This window comes from Marinobacterium iners DSM 11526 (assembly GCF_900107855.1).
In the GTDB taxonomy this organism is placed as follows: Bacteria; Pseudomonadota; Gammaproteobacteria; order Pseudomonadales; family Balneatricaceae; genus Marinobacterium; species Marinobacterium iners.
The window spans coordinates 146,735-164,510 of record NZ_FNRJ01000003.1; the positions used below are offsets into that span (position 1 = coordinate 146,735).

At 54.8% G+C, this 17,776-nt stretch carries 16 protein-coding genes; 9 read left to right on the top strand and 7 right to left on the bottom strand.

Annotated elements, in window-relative coordinates:
* Positions 1-861: a glutathione-dependent disulfide-bond oxidoreductase gene (gene yghU / locus BLV48_RS05370; RefSeq protein WP_091824236.1), complete on the bottom strand. Its 861-nt coding sequence runs from the start codon at positions 859-861 to the stop codon at positions 1-3.
* 150 nt (positions 862-1,011) lie between these two features.
* Here yghU and BLV48_RS05375 point away from each other — a divergent pair, with 150 nt between their 5' ends.
* A complete protein-coding gene (locus BLV48_RS05375; protein ID WP_091824239.1) occupies positions 1,012-2,073 on the top strand; it encodes an NAD(P)H-dependent flavin oxidoreductase in 1,062 nt (353 codons plus the stop codon).
* 8 nt (positions 2,074-2,081) lie between these two features.
* Here the strand turns inward: BLV48_RS05375 and BLV48_RS05380 are convergent, their stop codons facing one another.
* A complete protein-coding gene (locus BLV48_RS05380) occupies positions 2,082-2,909 on the bottom strand; it encodes a CvfB family protein (RefSeq protein ID WP_091824242.1) in 828 nt (275 codons plus the stop codon).
* A 129-nt stretch (positions 2,910-3,038) separates the two neighbouring features.
* Here BLV48_RS05380 and pxpB point away from each other — a divergent pair, with 129 nt between their 5' ends.
* Positions 3,039-3,743, top strand: a complete 705-nt coding sequence (pxpB, locus tag BLV48_RS05385; RefSeq protein ID WP_091824245.1) for a 5-oxoprolinase subunit PxpB — start codon at positions 3,039-3,041, stop codon at positions 3,741-3,743.
* Positions 3,740-4,684 carry a 5-oxoprolinase subunit C family protein gene (locus BLV48_RS05390; RefSeq protein WP_091824248.1) on the top strand — a complete coding sequence of 315 codons (945 nt, stop codon included), beginning with the start codon at positions 3,740-3,742 and terminating at the stop codon, positions 4,682-4,684. Before pxpB ends, BLV48_RS05390 begins: the two co-directional genes overlap by 4 nt.
* On the opposite strand, the gene BLV48_RS05395 is transcribed toward BLV48_RS05390, so the two are convergent.
* The 3 genes from BLV48_RS05395 to ppsA form a co-directional block, all read right to left on the bottom strand.
* Complete coding sequence (locus tag BLV48_RS05395) at positions 4,678-6,198, bottom strand: sensor domain-containing diguanylate cyclase (RefSeq protein WP_091824251.1); 1,521 nt, start codon at positions 6,196-6,198, stop codon at positions 4,678-4,680. The genes BLV48_RS05390 and BLV48_RS05395 overlap by 7 nt on opposite strands.
* A 122-nt stretch (positions 6,199-6,320) precedes the next feature.
* Positions 6,321-6,503, bottom strand: a complete 183-nt coding sequence (locus BLV48_RS05400) for a tRNA (uracil-5-)-methyltransferase (protein WP_091824254.1) — start codon at positions 6,501-6,503, stop codon at positions 6,321-6,323.
* A gap of 83 nt (positions 6,504-6,586) precedes the next feature.
* Positions 6,587-8,926 (bottom strand): phosphoenolpyruvate synthase, encoded by a 2,340-nt coding sequence (ppsA, locus tag BLV48_RS05405; RefSeq protein WP_479691118.1) that lies wholly within the window; start codon positions 8,924-8,926, stop codon positions 6,587-6,589.
* A gap of 246 nt (positions 8,927-9,172) precedes the next feature.
* Between ppsA and ppsR the strand changes: the two genes are divergently transcribed.
* From ppsR to BLV48_RS05425, 4 genes are all read left to right on the top strand, one after another.
* Positions 9,173-9,991, top strand: a complete 819-nt coding sequence (gene ppsR / locus BLV48_RS05410; RefSeq protein ID WP_091824260.1) for a posphoenolpyruvate synthetase regulatory kinase/phosphorylase PpsR — start codon at positions 9,173-9,175, stop codon at positions 9,989-9,991.
* A gap of 73 nt (positions 9,992-10,064) precedes the next feature.
* The gene (efpL, locus tag BLV48_RS05415) at positions 10,065-10,631 is read left to right on the top strand and encodes an elongation factor P-like protein EfpL (protein WP_091824264.1); all 567 of its coding nucleotides are present in this window, start codon (positions 10,065-10,067) and stop codon (positions 10,629-10,631) included.
* An 81-nt stretch (positions 10,632-10,712) separates the two neighbouring features.
* Positions 10,713-11,636, top strand: a complete 924-nt coding sequence (gene paaX, locus BLV48_RS05420; protein WP_091824267.1) for a phenylacetic acid degradation operon negative regulatory protein PaaX — start codon at positions 10,713-10,715, stop codon at positions 11,634-11,636.
* Between the two features lie 31 nt (positions 11,637-11,667).
* Positions 11,668-12,258, top strand: a complete 591-nt coding sequence (locus BLV48_RS05425) for a DUF2889 domain-containing protein (RefSeq protein WP_091824269.1) — start codon at positions 11,668-11,670, stop codon at positions 12,256-12,258.
* Positions 12,259-12,278: 20 nt separating this feature from the next.
* On the opposite strand, the gene paaY is transcribed toward BLV48_RS05425, so the two are convergent.
* On the bottom strand, positions 12,279-12,896 hold the full coding sequence (paaY, locus tag BLV48_RS05430) for a phenylacetic acid degradation protein PaaY (RefSeq protein ID WP_091824272.1): 618 nt from the start codon (positions 12,894-12,896) through the stop codon (positions 12,279-12,281).
* Between the two features lie 167 nt (positions 12,897-13,063).
* Between paaY and BLV48_RS05435 the strand changes: the two genes are divergently transcribed.
* Positions 13,064-13,609: a hydrolase gene (locus tag BLV48_RS05435; RefSeq protein ID WP_091824275.1), complete on the top strand. Its 546-nt coding sequence runs from the start codon at positions 13,064-13,066 to the stop codon at positions 13,607-13,609.
* Between the two features lie 145 nt (positions 13,610-13,754).
* Positions 13,755-15,701, top strand: a complete 1,947-nt coding sequence (locus BLV48_RS05440) for an acetoacetate--CoA ligase (RefSeq protein WP_091824278.1) — start codon at positions 13,755-13,757, stop codon at positions 15,699-15,701.
* Between the two features lie 51 nt (positions 15,702-15,752).
* On the opposite strand, the gene dsbD is transcribed toward BLV48_RS05440, so the two are convergent.
* Positions 15,753-17,594, bottom strand: coding sequence for a protein-disulfide reductase DsbD (dsbD, locus tag BLV48_RS05445; RefSeq protein ID WP_091824281.1), 1,842 nt, complete (start codon positions 17,592-17,594; stop codon positions 15,753-15,755).
* Between the last annotated feature and the right edge of the window lie 182 nt (positions 17,595-17,776).

A 17,776-nucleotide genomic window follows, 5' to 3' on the forward strand; every position in this document is an offset into this window, starting at 1 on the left:
TCAGCGGGTATCCGCATCACCTGCCTCGAAGTCGTCAGCATTATGCCGTTCAGGCAACTGTTCAGCCTCATCACCCCAGGTCCGGTTTACCCGACGACCACGTTTAACAGCTGGACGAGCATCAATTGTTTCGGCCCAGCGTTTCACATGCGTATAGCTGTCAACGTCCAAAAACTCGGCGGCACCATAAAGGCGCCCCAGCACCAGTGCGCCATACCAGGGCCAGATCGCCATATCAGCGATGGTGTATTCATCTCCAGCAACATACTCATGCTCAGCCAGCTGACGGTTCAGTAGATCGAGTTGGCGCTTCACTTCCATGGTGTAGCGATTGATGGGATATTCGTATTTCTCGGGTGCATAGGCATAAAAATGACCAAAACCACCGCCCAGGAAAGGTGCGCTTCCCATCTGCCAGAACAGCCAGTTGAGGGTTTCAGTACGCGCAGGCATTGTTTTGGGCAGGAAAGCATCAAATTTTTCGGCTAGATAAACCAGAATAGAGCCTGACTCAAACACACGCTGAGCCGGCATAACACTCTGGTCCAGCATGGCAGGAATCTTGGAGTTCGGGTTTATCTCCACAAATCCGCTGCCAAACTGATCACCCTCACCAATACGAATCAACCATGCATCGTACTCAGCGCCGCTGTGCCCCTGTGCCAGCAGCTCCTCCAGCATGATCGTCACCTTGACACCATTGGGGGTTGCCAGCGAGTACAACTGCAAGGGATGCTTGCCTACCGGCAGCTCTTTTTCGTGGCTTGCACCGGCAACCGGGCGGTTAATACTGGCAAACTGACCGCCACTGGGTGCTTCCCAGGTCCAGACTTTTGGCGGGATGTAACTGGAATCACTCATAACAACGCTCCTGTTGATCCGCATGGATCATTCATCCTGTGGGCTGGAAGGAACAAAATCAAGCGCTGGAACTGAGGTCTAAAAGCCAGACGTGTGATGAATGGGTATAGTAGATGCATTTTCATGAACAGCCATCTATGGAGGAGTGCCATGTCAGCGCTGCAATCCCTGTTTAATATCCAGTTTCCATTGATTCAGGCACCGATGGCGGGTGTACAGGGATGGGAACTTGCTGCAGCTGTTTCAGGCGCAGGTGCGCTGGGCTCTATCCCCTGTGCCATGTTGACGCCTGATGCCGTGCGAGATGCCGTCACCCACTTTCGCGCCCGAGCTGACCGTCCGGTTAATCTGAACTTTTTCTGTCATCAACCACCGGAACCTGATCCCGAGGGGCAACAGTGTTGGCTGGAGCAATTTCTGCCCTGGTATGCAGAGTTGGGGCTGGAGGTACCGAGCGCCCCAGCTGGACCTGGTCGCTTGCCCTTCAATAAGGTGATTGCCGATCTGGTGACCGAATTGGCACCGGAGGTTGTGAGCTTTCATTTTGGCTTGCCTGAACCATCGCTGCTGGAGCAGGTACGCAGCAGCGGTGCCAGTATCATTTCATCGGCGACCACAGTTGAGGAGGCGTGCTGGCTTGCGCAAAACGGAGTCGACGCGATCATTGCCCAGGGACTGGAAGCCGGCGGACATCGCGGCATGTTCCTGAGTGAAGAGATCAGTACCCAGGTGGGCACTTTTGCGCTGCTGCCGCAGATCAAGGCCGCGGTCAAAGTACCGGTGATTGCCGCTGGTGGTATTGCGGATGCAGCAGGAGTTCAGGCGGCGTTGGCATTGGGGGCTGATGGCGTTCAGGTAGGAACTGCCTACCTTCTTTGCTCTGAAGCCAACACGTCGGCGGTACATCGAGCCGCGTTGCAGTCGCCGGGGGCAAGCCAGACAGTACTGACCAACCTGTTCAGTGGCCGCCCCGCTCGCGGCATTGTAAACCGCATGATACGAGAACTGGGACCGTTCAATCCGTCAGCCCCGTCCTTTCCGCTTGCGACAGCTGCATCGGCGCCTCTGCGTGCCCAAGCCGAACACTTGGGCAGCGGTGATTTTTCGCCACTGTGGGCCGGGCAGAATGTCACAGGCTGCCTCTCCATCCCTGCCGCTGAACTGACGCTGGCACTGGTCAGCGATCTGAAGCCCTCCGTCAGCTCCAGCTGACGGCCAGCTCAGGTCAGGTGGATACCGGTTTCATCCTGACGGATGCGTCCGGCCTTCATCAGCTGGCCAAGCGCCATCTTGTAGGCTTTTTTACTTACACCGAAAAGGTCACGGATGGCTTCGGGGTCACTCTTGTCCCCCAGCGGGCAAAAACCATCACGGCTCTCCAGGTATTTCAGCACTTGCTGGGCCAGCGGATCGATACGGGCATAACCGGGCTTTTCCAGCATCACATCAATTTTGCCGTCTTCGTCTCGCACCTGCTTGATGAAGCCGGGCATACGCTGACCGGGGCGTACCGGTCGGTGGATGTCCTGATGCTGCAGCAGTCCCATGGCACGGTTATCGATAATCACCTGATAGCCAATATCGGTTGGCCGCACCACCAGCAGCTCAACCAACTGGCCCTGAGTGTAGTCATCGCCCGGTTCCAGATGCTTTTCCAGTTTGGCGCTGGCCGCGATGCGGTTGGTGTTATCGAGGTAGAGGTAAACGGTGACATAATCGCCAATCGTTAACGGTTTTACCTGCTCATTGAACGGCAGGAACAGGTCCTTGGGCAGCCCCCAATCCAGAAAGGCGCCGACCTTGTTGACATCAACCACTTTCAGGCTGGCAAACTGCCCTACCTGAGCCCTTGGGCGTCGCAGGGTCGCCACCGGCATGTCGTCAGAGTCCAGATAAACGAACACCTGCAGCCGATCGCCCAAGCGCGTTCCTTCAGGCACCTCTGGCTTTGGCAGAAGAATGCCGCCTTCGGCTCCGCCCTCAAGATACACACCAAAATCCACTTCTCGGATCACTTTCAGCTTGTTAAAGCAGCCGGTTTCGACCATTGATACACTCCACCCGCTCGGGGCCACTGTCTGTCTACGCGATTCAACTGTATAGGGTACCTGTTTATGACGGTTTTGCATGTAAAATGATGCTGTAAATCCTCAGAGCACTCACAGAAGGACAGCGCAATGCTGTGGCGATATGAGATTACCGGAGTCGATACCATCACCCTGCATTTCGGTGACCGGATCGAGCTGGCGCTGACACAGAAGGTTCACACGGCAACCCGACGGTTGAGCGCAGAGCTTGGCAATCGCCTGATCGACTGCGCGCCCTCCTACACCAGCATCATGTTGCGCTACGACCTGTTGCAGGATGACTTGGCCAGCCTGATGGCAACGGTCGCTCCGATACTCTCATCCCTGCATGACACGGACGAGAATGAAGAGCCACCGCTGGTGAACATCCCCGTGTTCTATCATCCATCTGTAGGGCCAGACCTGGAGCGAATTGCCGGGCGTGCCGGCATCAGCACCGAGCAGGTCATCGAACTGCACACGGCGCAGACCTACCATGTTTTTGCCATCGGCTTTGCTCCCGGTTTTGCCTATCTGGGTGAAGTGCCGAAAAGCATTGCAACACCACGCCTGGCTACTCCGCGCCAAAATGTGCCTGCCGGTTCTCTGGGTATTGCGGATACACAGACTGCAATATACCCACGCAACTCACCCGGTGGCTGGAATATCATTGGCCGTACTCCGCTGGCCATGTTTGACACCCGACGTGAGCCAAACAGCCTGCTTCAGGCAGGTCAACGTGTGCGTTTTCACCCCATTGACCGCGATGAGTATCTCGCTCTGGGTGGTGAACTGGACGGAGGCTTTGCCCGATGACAGCCGATTTACCTGGCCTGAGCATTATCAAGCCCGGCTTTATGACCTTACTGCAGGACTCCGGCCGCCGCGGTGTTATGCATCAGGGGCTGGCCTGTGGCGGTCCAATGGATCGCCACGCCTGGGCATGGGCCAATCGCTTGGTGGGTAATCCCTGGCATACAGCGGCACTGGAAGTCAGCTTTGGCGGTTTTGAATGCATGGCTGAGACTCACCTTCAAATTGCCATTACCGGAGCAGATAGCAGCCTTCACATCAACGGAAGTCCACAACCACGCTGGACGGCACTGAACATAAATCCGGGTGATCGGCTTGTATTGGGTCATCCGGCCTCCGGCGTCCGCGTCTACCTGGCGGTAGAGGGAGGCTTTGCACTTACCTCGGGGCTCGGTGGCAGCAACTCGACATTGGTGCGTGAAGGCACAGGGGGCTTGCGGGGAGACGGCTCTGCACTGCAGGCCGGTGATCATCTGCCCTGCAATACTGTAAAATCGCACGGCATACAGCGTCAGATGCCAGAGCAATGGCTACCGGACTACACTGCCCCACTTGTGCTGGATGTGATTATGGGTGCACAGCTGGACCGTTTCCCGTCCTCAACACTGCACCGGTTTTTCAGCAGTTGTTATACGCTGACACCCCGCAGTGACCGAATGGGGGCACGACTGAGCGGGCCTGTACTTGAGCATCACGGGGTGACATTGATATCGGAAGGCATCAGTTTGGGAGCCATTCAGGTGCCTGCTGACGGTCAACCAATCATCCTGCTGCAGGATCGTCAAACTGTCGGCGGGTACCCCAAACTCGGTGCTGTCACGCCCCGCAGTCTGGATGCGCTGGCGCAACGAATGCCTGGCAGTGAAATTCGTTTCCGGCCGATTGCGTTGCACGAAGCTCAGGAACAGGAAAAGCGGTTTCTGGCATTTTTTCAGGGTCAGTAGATATTCACGGTATTGCGCCCCAACTGCTTCGCTTGATACATCGCTTCATCCGCCTTGCGGATCAGCTCTGTTTGGCTCAAATCGCCACCGGTAAACAAAGTTGCTCCGATACTTGCCGTACACTGGTACACGACTGACTGCAGGCTGCCATCTTCCTGTACAAACTTGAGTTTGCAGGGGGCTTCTATGGCGACTCGGATTTTTTCGGCTACCTGTTTTGCCTGCCTGACTGCCGTATTGAAATCCGGGCTCAATCTCTCCAGCACCACCACGAACTCATCCCCTCCCAGTCGAGCTACTGTATCCCCACTTCGTACATGACGGCTGAGTCGCTTGCCAATTTCAATCAGCAACTGGTCACCCACGGCATGGCCGTATTGGTCATTTAATGGCTTGAAGTTGTCAAGATCGAGCAGCATCAACACCGTGTAACTTGAAACTGAGGTCTCGTCTGCAAGTACGAGGGCAAGCTTGTCGTCCAGCAACCTTCTGTTCGCAAGGTTTGTCAAAGGATCGTAGTAGGCAAGTTCACGAATGGTGTTTTCAGCGCGTCTTTTTTCAATCGCGATACTGGACAACCTAGCACAGTGCTCGATGATTTCTATCTGCTTATCAGTGGGTACAGCTGTAGTGCGGTGATAAATGGCAAACGTACCCAGAACAGCCCCGTGGCCTGTCTTGATTGGCTGAGACCAACATGCCTTCAAGTTGGCCTGCTCCGCCAGCTTTCTGACTGTTTTCCAGTAGGGGTGTGTTGATATATCCTCAACGATGACGCGCTCACCGGTAAAGGCCGCGGTGCCACATGACCCCATACCGTGCACGATCTCAACCTTCTTCAACGCTGCATTGTAAAAATCAGGCAGGCTTGGGGCGATACCGTTGCACAGATGGCTGCCTAGAATATCAGTCTGCATAATGCTGCACAGCATGTCCGGGTACAGTGACTCAATGCCCATCACCAGTTCAAGCAGAATATCTTCAAGTACGGCGCTGCTTGCCAGCATTTCCAGAATACGGTTGCGAAGGCGTTCAAACTCTTCCGCTCTTTTTCGTTCCGATATATCAATGATCAACCCCAACAGCCCGCCCTGATTATCACCCATATCAAAGGTTTTCCGTTGATAGAGGACCGTACGGGGATTACCGTCGCTGAAGGCCAGCTCGATCTCTTCACGCGTCTCTCCGCGTTCCTGCAAAAGCTTCAGGTCTGCCTGCTGGAAAGCCAGGCGTGCGGATTCAGGCAGGTATTCAAGATCAAGAACGGTTTTGCCAACAAAATTCTTGCGCTGAATCCCAAACGCTTCTTCATATGCAGCATTACATGCAATAAAGACGCCCTCATTGTCTTTGACAAAAATGGGGGTTGGGAGCGCATCAAGGAAGGCGGAAAAAAGCGTGAGCTGTTTTTTTAGCTCCTGCTCACTTTTAACCAGGCTATTGACCAGCTGATCGACGGAAAGAGTGCTTTCAAGCGGGGTACTTTGATATCTGTTTGGTCCTTTATCATCCATAGTGATACCCAGACTTGACTCGCACTTCACCCCGGAAAGGGATAATCAGGCTCATGCCTGTTATTAATCAAAGCATACATCACGTACGCTGAACAGCATGTTTCATGTTTTAACCAACCAGATCAGCGTTTTTTGCCAGCGCGCTTTTTCTTGAAGTAGTCTTTGACGGGAGTCGGCTTGTCCGGCAAAGCGGCAGCAAACCGTTTGCGCATCGATTCCACACGCGATTCTTTCTGCTGGTGCCGCTTTTCCTGGCGACATCTGTCACCAGCCTCATTGAAATCCACTACCCTGTTATCGGTCATGATCCCCTCTTGTAACCTTTGCCATGGGGCAAGAGCTGCCGGGCTGTTGACTGAAGGTATCGCCACAGCCCGGCGCTTCAGATTCAGGCGCCAGGCTTTTCCTCATTGGCAAGGAAGAACCAGGTGTCCAGTACCGAGTCAGGGTTCAGCGAGACACTGTTGATCCCCTGCTCCATCAACCAGTGCGCCAGGTCCGGGTGATCCGATGGCCCCTGGCCACAGATGCCGACGTACTTGCCGGCCTTACGGCAAGCATTGATCGCCATCGCCAGCAGGCACTTGACCGCTTCATTACGCTCGTCAAACAGGTGCGCAATGATACCGGAGTCACGGTCCAGCCCCAGCGTCAACTGAGTCAGATCGTTGGAACCGATGGAGAAACCGTCGAAGTATTCAAGGAACTGGTCCGCCAGCAAGGCGTTTGATGGTATCTCACACATCATGATCAGGCGCAGTCCATTGTCACCGCGCTTCAGACCATTTTCGGCCAGCTGCTCGACGACCTGTTTGGCTTCGCCAGGAGTGCGCACGAACGGCAGCATGATCTCGACGTTGGTCAGCTTCATCTCATCACGCACCCGCTTGAGTGCACGACACTCCAGTTCAAAGCAGTCACGGAAGTTATCAGAGATGTAACGTGCCGCGCCACGGAAACCCAGCATCGGGTTTTCTTCACTGGGTTCATAGCGATCGCCGCCGATCAAGTGACCATATTCGTTCGACTTGAAGTCGGACATGCGCACAATCACCTTCTTCGGGTAGAAGGCAGCCGCCAGAGTAGAGATACCCTCGACCAGCTTGTCGACGTAGAAATCGACAGGTGATGCATAGCCACCGATTCGGCGCTCAATCACCTGCTTGACGTCGCGTGGTTGATCATTGAAATTCAGCAGTGCCTTGGGGTGTACGCCGATCATTCGGTTGATGATGAACTCGAGTCGTGCCAAACCGACACCCGCATTAGGCAGTGACTGGAAATCAAATGCACGGTCAGGGTTACCCACGTTCATCATGATGTCGAACGAAAGGGTTGGCATCGACTCGACGCTGTTGCTCTGATGCTCGAACGCCAGCTTGCCTTCATAGGCACGACCGGTATCGCCCTCGGCACAGGACACGGTCACCAGCTGTCCATCGTTGAGTTTTTCAGTTGCATCACCACAGCCGACAATGGCCGGGATACCCAACTCACGGGCAATAATCGCCGCATGGCAGGTGCGGCCGCCACGGTTGGTCACGATAGCCGCCGCGCGTTTCATCACCGGCTCCCAGTCCGGGTCGGTCATGTCCGTCACCAGTACATCGCCCGGCTGCACTTCATGCATTTCGTCCAGACCATTTACCACGCGCACGGTACCTGAACCGATACGATGGCCAATGGAACGGCCCTCAACCAGCACTTTGCCCTTTTCCTTCAGCAGGTAACGCTCAATGACAGTGCTTTTGCTCTGGCTGCGTACGGTTTCCGGCCGCGCCTGCACAATGTAAAGCTTGCCGTCATCACCATCCTTCGCCCACTCGATGTCCATCGGACGACCGTAGTGTTTCTCGATGATTACAGCAATACGCGCCAGTTCTTCCACATCGGCATCGTTGATGGAGAAGGTGTTGCGTTCAGCTTTCGGCACATCGACGGTCTCAACAGCCTTACCGGTACTGCCATCACCGGTATAAATCATTTTGATCGCCTTTGATCCCAGAGTACGTCGCAGTATTGCAGGCGCCCCCTGAGCCAGTATGGGCTTGTACACGTAAAACTCATCAGGGTTCACGGCGCCCTGAACGACGGTTTCACCCAGACCATAGGCAGAAGTAATGAACACTACATGATTGAAGCCAGACTCGGTGTCCATGGTGAACATGACACCCGACGCACCGGTTTCAGAGCGCACCATGCGCTGAATGCCGGCAGAGAGTGCGACCTCAGCGTGAGTAAAGCCCTTGTGCACACGATAGGAGATCGCGCGGTCGTTATAGAGTGAGGCGAATACTTCCTTGATCGCCTGCTTGACGTTATCAAGCCCGCGAATATTGAGAAAGGTCTCCTGTTGACCGGCAAAAGAGGCATCGGGTAGATCTTCAGCGGTGGCAGAGGAACGAACGGCAACCGCGATCGCCTCTCCCTGACTCATCTCCGCCCAAGCGGCTTCAATGGCCTGATTCAGCTCAGGCTGAAAATCGGCTTCCATGATCCACTGGCGGATATTGCGGCCTGTTTCAATCAAGGCGCGCGTATCGTCTGCATCCAGGGCATCCAGTGCCTTGTTGATGCGATCAGCCAAGCCGCTTTGTGCCAGAAAATCACGATAGGCCTGCGCCGTGGTAGCAAAGCCACCCGGAACACGCACCCCAGCATCACTGAGCTGATGGATCATCTCGCCCAAGGATGCATTCTTACCGCCGACTTTGTCGACATCACCCATGCCTGCCTGTTCAAGGCGCAGTACATAATCCTGCAAAGCCAATTCTCCTGAATCTGAGCTGTTTGACGTAAGGATCATTGTTATTATTATTGACCGGAAAAACCGGATGATACTGCAGATAAGCGTAAAAATCTTGGCTGTAGCGAAATGTAATTTTGCTACAAAAACAACCGCCACTTTATCTGTTAAAATTGCGCTTCTGATCACAGACCCATGCTTTCAATTGTCGACACTTGAGGCCCACTGATGAAACGAACCGCATTTTTTATCTCTGATGGTACTGGCATCACGGCTGAGACATTGGGAAACAGCCTGCTGTCACAGTTCGAGGCCATTCGGTTCGAAAAGATTACCCTTCCTTATGTAGACACGATTGATAAAGCCAAGGCCGTTGTTGAGCGCATCAACCGCCAGGGAGAAGAGGACGGCAAACCTCCCATCGTGCTTGATACCATTGTCGATGACGAGATTCGTGAATTGCTGGCCACCTGTAACGGCTTCAAGATCGACGTTTTCTCCACCTTCCTGAAGCCGCTTGAGTCAGAGCTGGAAACTCACTCTTCCTATTCGGTTGGCAAGTCTCATGCGATCAATGAGGTGGATCGCTACAAAGACCGCATCGACTCAGTCAATTTTGCACTGGATAACGATGATGGTGCCCGAACCCGCCAGTATGATAAGGCCGACATTATACTGGTGGGCGTATCCCGCTGTGGCAAAACCCCTACCTGCCTCTACATGGCGTTGCAGTTTGGAATCCGTGCGGCCAACTACCCACTGACAGAAGAGGATATGGAGGCCAGCCGCCTGCCTGAATGCCTTCAGCAGCACCGGCATAAACTCTATGGCCTGACCATTGATCCCTTTCAGCTGGCAGCCATTCGTCACGAACGCCGTGCCAACAGCCGCTATGCCTCGCTGGATCAGTGCGATTTTGAAATCCGTACCGTTGAGCGACTGTTCCAGAAGGAAAACATACCCTGTATCAACACCACCAATTTTTCCATTGAAGAGATTGCGACCCGCATCATTAACGAGTCTGGGCTCAAGCGTCGCATAAGCTGATGGACTACTGTGCCGCCGCCGTTTTTTCTCATAAAATGGCGACCTGTTTCTCACTTCTGTGTGGAGTATCACCATGCCCAAAGCGGCAGATGTCAAACGCGGTAACCTGATCGAACTCAATGGCCAGTACATGCTGGTGCAGCAGATCGATGTAAAGAGTCCGACAGCACGCGGTGCCCAGACCCTGTATCGGATGCGCTTCAGCAAGCTGCCCGGTGGCGGCAAGTATGAAGAAACCTTCACCGGCGACGACATGCTCAAGGAAGCACAGCTCGAACGGCGTAAGTGCTCCTACCTGTACAAGGAAGGTGATTTGTACACCTTCATGGATTCAGAAGACTACAGCCAGTACATGATTGATGCCGACACGATCGAAGCACAGCTGCCCTACCTGATGGATGGCATGGAAAACATCATGGCACTGCTGGTTGAAGGCAAGGTGATGACTATTGAAGTACCCGGCACAGTGGTGATGGAGATCATCGAAACCGTACCGGGCATGAAAGCAGCCAGCGCGACTGGTCGCACCAAGCCGGCCAAGTTTGCAACCGGCCTTGAACTGCAGGTACCCGAGTTCCTCGAATCGGGTGAGAAGGTCAAGATCAACACAGAAACCGGCAAGTACCTTTCGCGCGCCTGAGGTTTACAGGGGTTTTCCTTGATGCCCGCCCCGGGTTCAACATAGAATCCCCTGCTTCTTAACGAAAATGATACATTTTTGATGACCAGACTGCGCTGTATTGAAGAACTTGTTCAGGAGTTCCAGGAACAGAGGCCCATCCGAGGCGGATCGCTGATCATCACCATCTTTGGTGATGCCATCGCGCCCCGTGGCGGTACCGTGTGGCTGGGCAGCCTGATCAATCTGCTGGAGCCACTGGGCCTTAATCAGCGACTGGTGCGCACTTCCATCTTTCGTCTGACCAAAGGCGGTTGGCTGACCTCCAATCAAATTGGCCGCCGCAGCTACTACACCCTGACCGATTCCGGTCGGCGCCGCTTTGAGAGCGCCTTTCGTCGCATCTACGCCGAACTCTACCCCGAGTGGGACGGCAAGTGGGACATGGTGCTCGCCACCCAGCTGGATAACGAACTGCGCAAAGTACTGAAAAAAGAGCTTGAGTGGCAGGGTTTCGGTAACATTGCGCCGAGCATCATGGCGCACCCGATGGCAGATCAGCAGGAGCTCTATAACACCCTGCAGGAGCTGTGTGTTCAGGCTGAAGTGATCCATATGCGTGCTGAAATGGTGGGTACGACCCAAACGTCGGCTGCGCTGAAACAGTTGGTGCATGAATGCTGGAATCTGCAGCAACTGGCAGAGGACTATAAGCAGTTTCTTGACCGGTTTCGTCCGATCCTGCGTGCATTGGAGTCTGCCGAAAATCTTGACCCGGAACAGTGCTTTCAGCTGCGCACATTGTTGATCCACCATTACCGACGATTGCTGCTACGTGACCCGCTGCTCCCCGAAAAGCTGCTGCCTGCCGACTGGGCTGGTACGTCCGCGCGGGTGCTGTGTCGGAATATCTACCGCCGGATTTACTCCGGAGCCGATCAATGGCTGGCGGCTACCCAGGAAACTGCGGATGGCCCACTGCCTGAACCCGCGCCCCGTTTTTACAAACGCTTTGGCGGCCTTTAAGCCGCCTGGCCAGCAAACCGAGTGACGAACGATGCCCCTGCCCCCTGCTGAAGACCGTGAACTGCTACACACCCGTTATATTACCTGCAAAGGCTACAAGCGCAGAGATGGACTATGGGACGTGGAGGGCGAACTGGTAGACCTTAAGAGCTTTGACCTGCAGGTTATTGAGCGCAACGATGGCATCATTCCCACCGGAGAGCCACTTCACAAGATGGCACTGCGGCTGACCGTTGATTACGACCTGCTGATTCATGACGTTCAGGCCAGCATGGACTACACGCCATTCAAGCATTGCCCGAATATCGCCGACAATTTTCGCCGCCTGATCGGTCACCGGATTGCACCTGGCTTTACTCGTCTGACCCGTGACTTGTTGGGTGGAACTCAGGGCTGCACCCATCTGCTGGAGATGCTAGGCACCATGGCAACCACCGCCTACCAGACCACCCATCAGGAGCGCGAAAAACGGGAGGATTTTGGCATTGGTGGCGAAACACCTCCGCCAACACTGAACACCTGCCACAGCTTTGATACCCACGGGCCAGTGGTTCAACGCTACTGGCCGCAGTTCTATACCGGTGACAAGGATTCAGACAAGGATGATACGCCGCAGTCCTGACTTGCGGCGTATCCTGTCACTCAATCCCGGGCTGAGCGCTGTTTGAGTTCAGACAACGGAATGACACTGTCATCAAAGCTGAGTCGCTTGCGATCAGGCTCAACCTCTGTGAGCGGTTCCACTTCCTGCATGGTATTCAGGCTGCGGATGGTCAGGTCCTGGTACTGGCGCGTGCCCATTCCCTTCCACTCAATTTCTTCATCGCTCAGCTCACGAATAATGCGCGCAGGTGATCCTGCCACCAGTGTACGTGCTGGAACTTCGAACTTGGCCTTTACGAATGACATGGCAGCCACAATCGCGGACTCGCCAACCACTGCATCATCCATGATCACGGCATTCATCCCAACCAGTGCGTTACGCTTGATGACGCAACCGTGCAGCACAGCCCCGTGACCAATATGGCCATCCTCTTCGATCACGGTATCGGTACCGGGGAAACCGTGCATGACACAGGTATCCTGAATGTTGGCACCCTCTTTCAGCACCAGGCGACCAAAGTCACCGCGCAAACAAGCCGCCGGCCCCACGTAACAGCGCGGACCAATGATTACATCCCCAATCAGTACAGCAGTCGGGTGTACATAGGCCGTTGGATCAATCACCGGGGTAATGCCGTCAATGGAATAGACTTTCATAACAGACTCCATGGCTACTGTTTTGTTGTGATTATCAGCATTAATGGCTCGGCAGGCTACCACATCCCTGCCAAGATGCCATATCGACAACGCTGAATTGATCCATCCGGTTTCCCTAAAATCATTGCAGCCGCTATGCTGCAACAAAAACGCAGCGAGGAGACACCATGCTGATTCATCCTGACAAATCCTGCCTGCTGGTGATCGACATCCAGCAGCGCATGGCGCCGGTTATCCATGAAGCTGACCAGATTGTCAGCAACTGCGAATGGCTGATCAATATTGCCAACCGGCTTGAAGTGCCTGTCTTGACCACCGAGCAGTACCCGCAGGGGTTGGGTGCTACATTGCCACAACTTCAGGCGATTCTGCCGCCTGAAAACGTGATGGAGAAAATTCACTTTTCGGCCATGTCCGACCCCGAACCCAACCGCCGCATCAATGCCGGCAAGCACAATCAGGTGATCCTGATCGGCATGGAAACCCACGTGTGCGTGCTGCAAACCGCCATTGAACTGAAGCAGCAGGCACGTGAGGTCTATGTGGTTGAGGACTGTGTGTCATCTCGTTCACCGGCCGACAAGGCGGCTGCTCTGGCGCGATTCCGTCAGTGCGGCATTTATGTAGTCACCCGTGAAATGGTCGCCTTTGAGTGGTTACGCCGTGCCGGAACCGACACCTTCCGCGAAATAAGCCGCGAATACCTGCGCTAAACCATTCAGTAATAACCCCTACCCCCTTGACTAAAACCGGCAGATCCATGAAAGTTTACGTTAACGTAAACTTTCGGCTGCCTGCTTATGTTTCGTGCATACAGCCGACTCACCATAACAACAAGAGAACAATCAGGAGAGGTCGATGACTGAGCCACTCTGGGCACCCGATGAGGCACGCTGCCGGGCTACCCGCCTTTATGATTTCATGCAGACTCTGAACCAGCGCCATCAGCTCGATCTGAACAATTATCAAGCCCTGCATCAGTGGAGTACTGAGCACAGCGAGACTTTCTGGAGTGACCTGTGGGATTACGCCGGGATTATCGGTGACAAGGGGAACCGTGTGCTGGAGCATCCTGAACGCATGCCCGGTGCTCGCTGGTTTCCTGATGCGCGACTGAATTTTGCTCAAAACCTGCTGCGCTACCGGGACCAAAGGCCTGCCGTTATTTTCCGTGGCGAGGACGACACTCGCATAGAACTGAGTCATGCCGAGCTTTACCTTCAGGTGGCACAACTGGCGAGTGCTTTGCGGCGCGAGGGGGTTACTCGAGGTGACCGCGTCTCAGGCTTCATGCCCAACATTCCGGCAACCCTGATCGGGATGCTGGCAACAGCTTCCATCGGTGCCATCTGGAGTTCCTGCTCACCGGATTTCGGCATCAATGGCGTACTGGACCGTTTTGGTCAAGTTGAGCCGAAAATCCTGCTGACAACGGATGGCTATCGCTACAACGGCAAGCGGCTCAACAGTCTGGAGCGGGTACAGGGGATCGCTGATCAACTGCATTCGGTTGAAAAAATAGTTGTAGTCCCCTTCCTTGAAGCCACGCCCGATATCAGCGGCCTTGATCGTGCGGTACTGCTGCCTGACTTTATCGACGCACAAGCGAGTGAAATCGAGTTTGAGCCATTGCCGTTCGACCACCCCCTGTATGTGATGTACTCATCAGGCACAACCGGTGTACCCAAGTGCATCGTACACAGCGCCGGTGGCACCCTGATTCAGCACTTGAAAGAGCATATCCTGCATACGGATGTGGGCCGTGACGACTGCCTGTTCTACTACACCACCTGTGGCTGGATGATGTGGAACTGGCTGGTATCCGGGCTTGCAACCGGTTGTACCCTGATGCTGTTCGACGGCTCGCCCTTTGCTCCCCAACCTTCCATTCTCTGGGATATCGCCGAACAGGAAGGGATCACGGTATTTGGCACCAGTGCAAAATATATTGCAGCGCTTGAGAAAGCCGGCGTTAAACCTCGTGAGAGCCATAACCTGGAAAAACTGCGTTCAGTGCTGTCGACCGGCTCGCCACTGGCACATGAAAGTTTTGAATATGTCTATCGTGACATCAAGCATGAACTCCAGCTGTCATCCATTTCAGGCGGCACTGACATCGTCTCCTGCTTTGCGCTGGGCTGCCCTATCCGTCCGGTCTACGCGGGTGAACTGCAGTGTCGAGGCCTTGGCATGGCGGTCGAGATCTTTGATGACAACGGCAAACCTGTGCGCGGTAAAAAGGGCGAGCTGGTCTGCACCCGCCCCTTCCCATCCATGCCAATCGGGTTCTGGAATGACGAGGATGGTCAGAAATACCATGATGCCTACTTTGGCCAGTTCGACAACATCTGGGCGCACGGTGACTACGGCGAGATTACCGAACATGATGGTCTGATCATTCATGGGCGCTCCGATGCCGTGCTTAACCCCGGTGGTGTTCGCATCGGCACGGCCGAAATCTATCGTCAGGTTGAAAAGGTGGACGAAGTACTGGAAAGCCTTTGTATCGGCCAGCCTTGGGACAATGATGTTCGGGTCGTCCTGTTCGTGCGACTCAAGGAAGGCTTCAACCTCACCGATGAGCTGATCAAGCGGATCAGGGATACCATTCGGGCCAACACCACCCCCCGTCACGTACCCGCCAAGGTGATACAGGTAACGGACATTCCGCGCACCATCAGCGGCAAAATTGTTGAGTTGGCTGTGCGCAAGGTGGTATTGGGAGAAGAGGTTAAAAACAAGGATGCGCTGGCCAACCCCGAGGCGCTGGAGCTGTTCTGCGACTTGCCTGAGTTGCAGAGCTGACATACCACCAGTAAAGCGCCGAAACAGCTTCGCCGCTTTACTGTTTACGTCTCAGAATGTGATCCGGCCGGTCTGAGCGATGAAATCTTCAGGATCGATCACACCGATTAAAGTCAGATCGGGGCGTACCTCACCATTGGCATCGTAAAAAACCAGTGCCGGTGGACCGATGATGCCGAATCGTTTGTACAAGGCACGTGCCTCGTCATTGTGTGCGGTCAGATCCAGCTTGACCAACCGGAACGGAGTCAAGGCCCTCTGTACACCTGCATCGCTGAAGGTGACATGCTCCAGTTCGATACAGGCGATACACCAGTCCGCATAGAAGTCCAGCATCACAGGCTCGCCATTGGCCTGAGCCTGCTGCAGAATCGCATCCAGCTCAGACTCGGTTTTGATCGTGGTGAACGGCAGCTCAGCCCTCTGCTGCGCCTGGGCCCCACCGCCGACAATTCCCTGCAGTGGATACAGCAGGCTGGGATTACCCGCCATGACTCCGATCAGCAGCGCAGCGCCGTATACCAGCAGGATCAGCCCCACCCCTTTCCAGAAGCGATGCCAGCCATTGCCTTGTTCCGGCAGTTTGTCCAATGCGCGTAGATAAACGGCACTGATTACCAGAATCAGACCGGCCAACAACATAGTTACTTCGGTGGCAACCACCCGATCCAGCATCCAGACCGCCATCAACAACAGAATGACACCAAACCCAGCCTTGACACTTTCCATCCAGACACCGGCTCTTGGAAGCAACTTGCCGGCAGACGCGCCCACCAGCAGCAAAGGTACGCCCATACCCAGCGACAGCGCGAACAATGCAGCACCACCCAATACAGGATCACCGCTCTGGCCAATATAGATCAACGCACCGGCCAGCGGGGCCGCCATGCACGGGCCGACGATCAACGCTGACAGCAGGCCCATTACGGCCACCCCTGTAAGGGTACCGCCTTTCTGGCGATGACTGACTGTACTGACACGGCTCTGAAGTGCCGAGGGCAGCTGCAATTCATAAAAGCCGAACATCGACAGGGCCAGCAACACAAAAACAGCGCTGAAGCTGCCGATAATCCACGGATTCTGAAAGCTTGCCTGCAGATTGGCCCCAAACAGGCCCGCGAGAACGCCGGCCAGGGTATAGGTCAGCGCCATTGCCAGCACATAAACCAGCGACAGCATAAAGGCGCGCAGAGTACTGACATGATGCCCCTGCCCCGCGATAATTCCAGACAGTATCGGAATCATCGGCAAGACACAGGGCGTAAACGACAGTGCCAGGCCGGCAAGGAAAAAGGCCCCAAGCATCAGGAGCCAGTTGCCACTGGCCAAAAGGCCCGCGAACTGATCCTGCTCACTGACAAAGGGCTGGTCAGCCTGGGCCGTGGCAGGTACCGATGCCACAGCTGACGACTCAGCCCAGGCAAGACCCGCTGCAGCCGGCAAATTGTTCACATCCAGCTGCTCCGTTACGGGCGGATAACAGACGCCGCCTTCCCAGCACCCTTGATAGGTGACATTGAGAGTGCCCGCATCAGCCTTACCCATCTGATGGCCCAGCAACAAATCAACCTGTGCAGTGTTGTGATAGACCTCCACCCGCCCAAACAACGGGTCCTCTTTCATTTCACCACTCATATCACGCCGGTCGACCAGCTGCAGATGATCTGGCAGACCGATCTCGATCTTGTCACGGTAGAGGTAGTAGTCCGGTTGTACGTCCCACACCAGCTTAATTTCACCTGCATTGCCCAGCTCACTGCGCAGCTGAAATGCCTGTTCGACCGGCAGTGGCTCATTACTGGATGAGCCAAAGCTGAATGCGTTGGCAGCTGACGGCAGCGCCAGCAGCAAGGTCAAAAGCAGATACAGGGGTTTTGACAGAGCGGGATACAAGGCTGAATTCCTTTATCGGTCAATGAGATGTGAATTGTGACCCTGACAGGGCCTGAACGTTCATCGCAAAAAAGCCAGTTTATCACTGACACCTGAACAAGTGAGTACAACTACAACCTAAAGGCACTTATAACCACTGCAGCGATATGGTAAAACTAGCTGAGATCGGCGCCGGGCGCCGT

Excerpts from the sequence above, each read along its gene's own strand:
- BLV48_RS05400 (WP_091824254.1), bottom strand. The coding sequence starts at position 6,503 with ATGACCGATAACAGGGTAGTGGATTTCAATGAGGCTGGTGACAGATGT.
- ppsA (WP_479691118.1), bottom strand. The coding sequence starts at position 8,926 with ATGGGTGATGTCGACAAAGTCGGCGGTAAGAATGCATCCTTGGGCGAG.
- BLV48_RS05390 (WP_091824248.1), top strand. The coding sequence starts at position 3,740 with ATGACAGCCGATTTACCTGGCCTGAGCATTATCAAGCCCGGCTTTATG.
- BLV48_RS05435 (WP_091824275.1), top strand. The coding sequence starts at position 13,064 with ATGCTGATTCATCCTGACAAATCCTGCCTGCTGGTGATCGACATCCAG.
- BLV48_RS05425 (WP_091824269.1), top strand. The coding sequence starts at position 11,668 with ATGCCCCTGCCCCCTGCTGAAGACCGTGAACTGCTACACACCCGTTAT.
- paaY (WP_091824272.1), bottom strand. The coding sequence starts at position 12,896 with ATGAAAGTCTATTCCATTGACGGCATTACCCCGGTGATTGATCCAACG.
- efpL (WP_091824264.1), top strand. The coding sequence starts at position 10,065 with ATGCCCAAAGCGGCAGATGTCAAACGCGGTAACCTGATCGAACTCAAT.
- pxpB (WP_091824245.1), top strand. The coding sequence starts at position 3,039 with ATGCTGTGGCGATATGAGATTACCGGAGTCGATACCATCACCCTGCAT.
- ppsR (WP_091824260.1), top strand. The coding sequence starts at position 9,173 with ATGAAACGAACCGCATTTTTTATCTCTGATGGTACTGGCATCACGGCT.
- BLV48_RS05375 (WP_091824239.1), top strand. The coding sequence starts at position 1,012 with ATGTCAGCGCTGCAATCCCTGTTTAATATCCAGTTTCCATTGATTCAG.
- paaX (WP_091824267.1), top strand. The coding sequence starts at position 10,713 with ATGACCAGACTGCGCTGTATTGAAGAACTTGTTCAGGAGTTCCAGGAA.
- BLV48_RS05440 (WP_091824278.1), top strand. The coding sequence starts at position 13,755 with ATGACTGAGCCACTCTGGGCACCCGATGAGGCACGCTGCCGGGCTACC.
- BLV48_RS05395 (WP_091824251.1), bottom strand. The coding sequence starts at position 6,198 with ATGGATGATAAAGGACCAAACAGATATCAAAGTACCCCGCTTGAAAGC.
- yghU (WP_091824236.1), bottom strand. The coding sequence starts at position 861 with ATGAGTGATTCCAGTTACATCCCGCCAAAAGTCTGGACCTGGGAAGCA.
- BLV48_RS05380 (WP_091824242.1), bottom strand. The coding sequence starts at position 2,909 with ATGGTCGAAACCGGCTGCTTTAACAAGCTGAAAGTGATCCGAGAAGTG.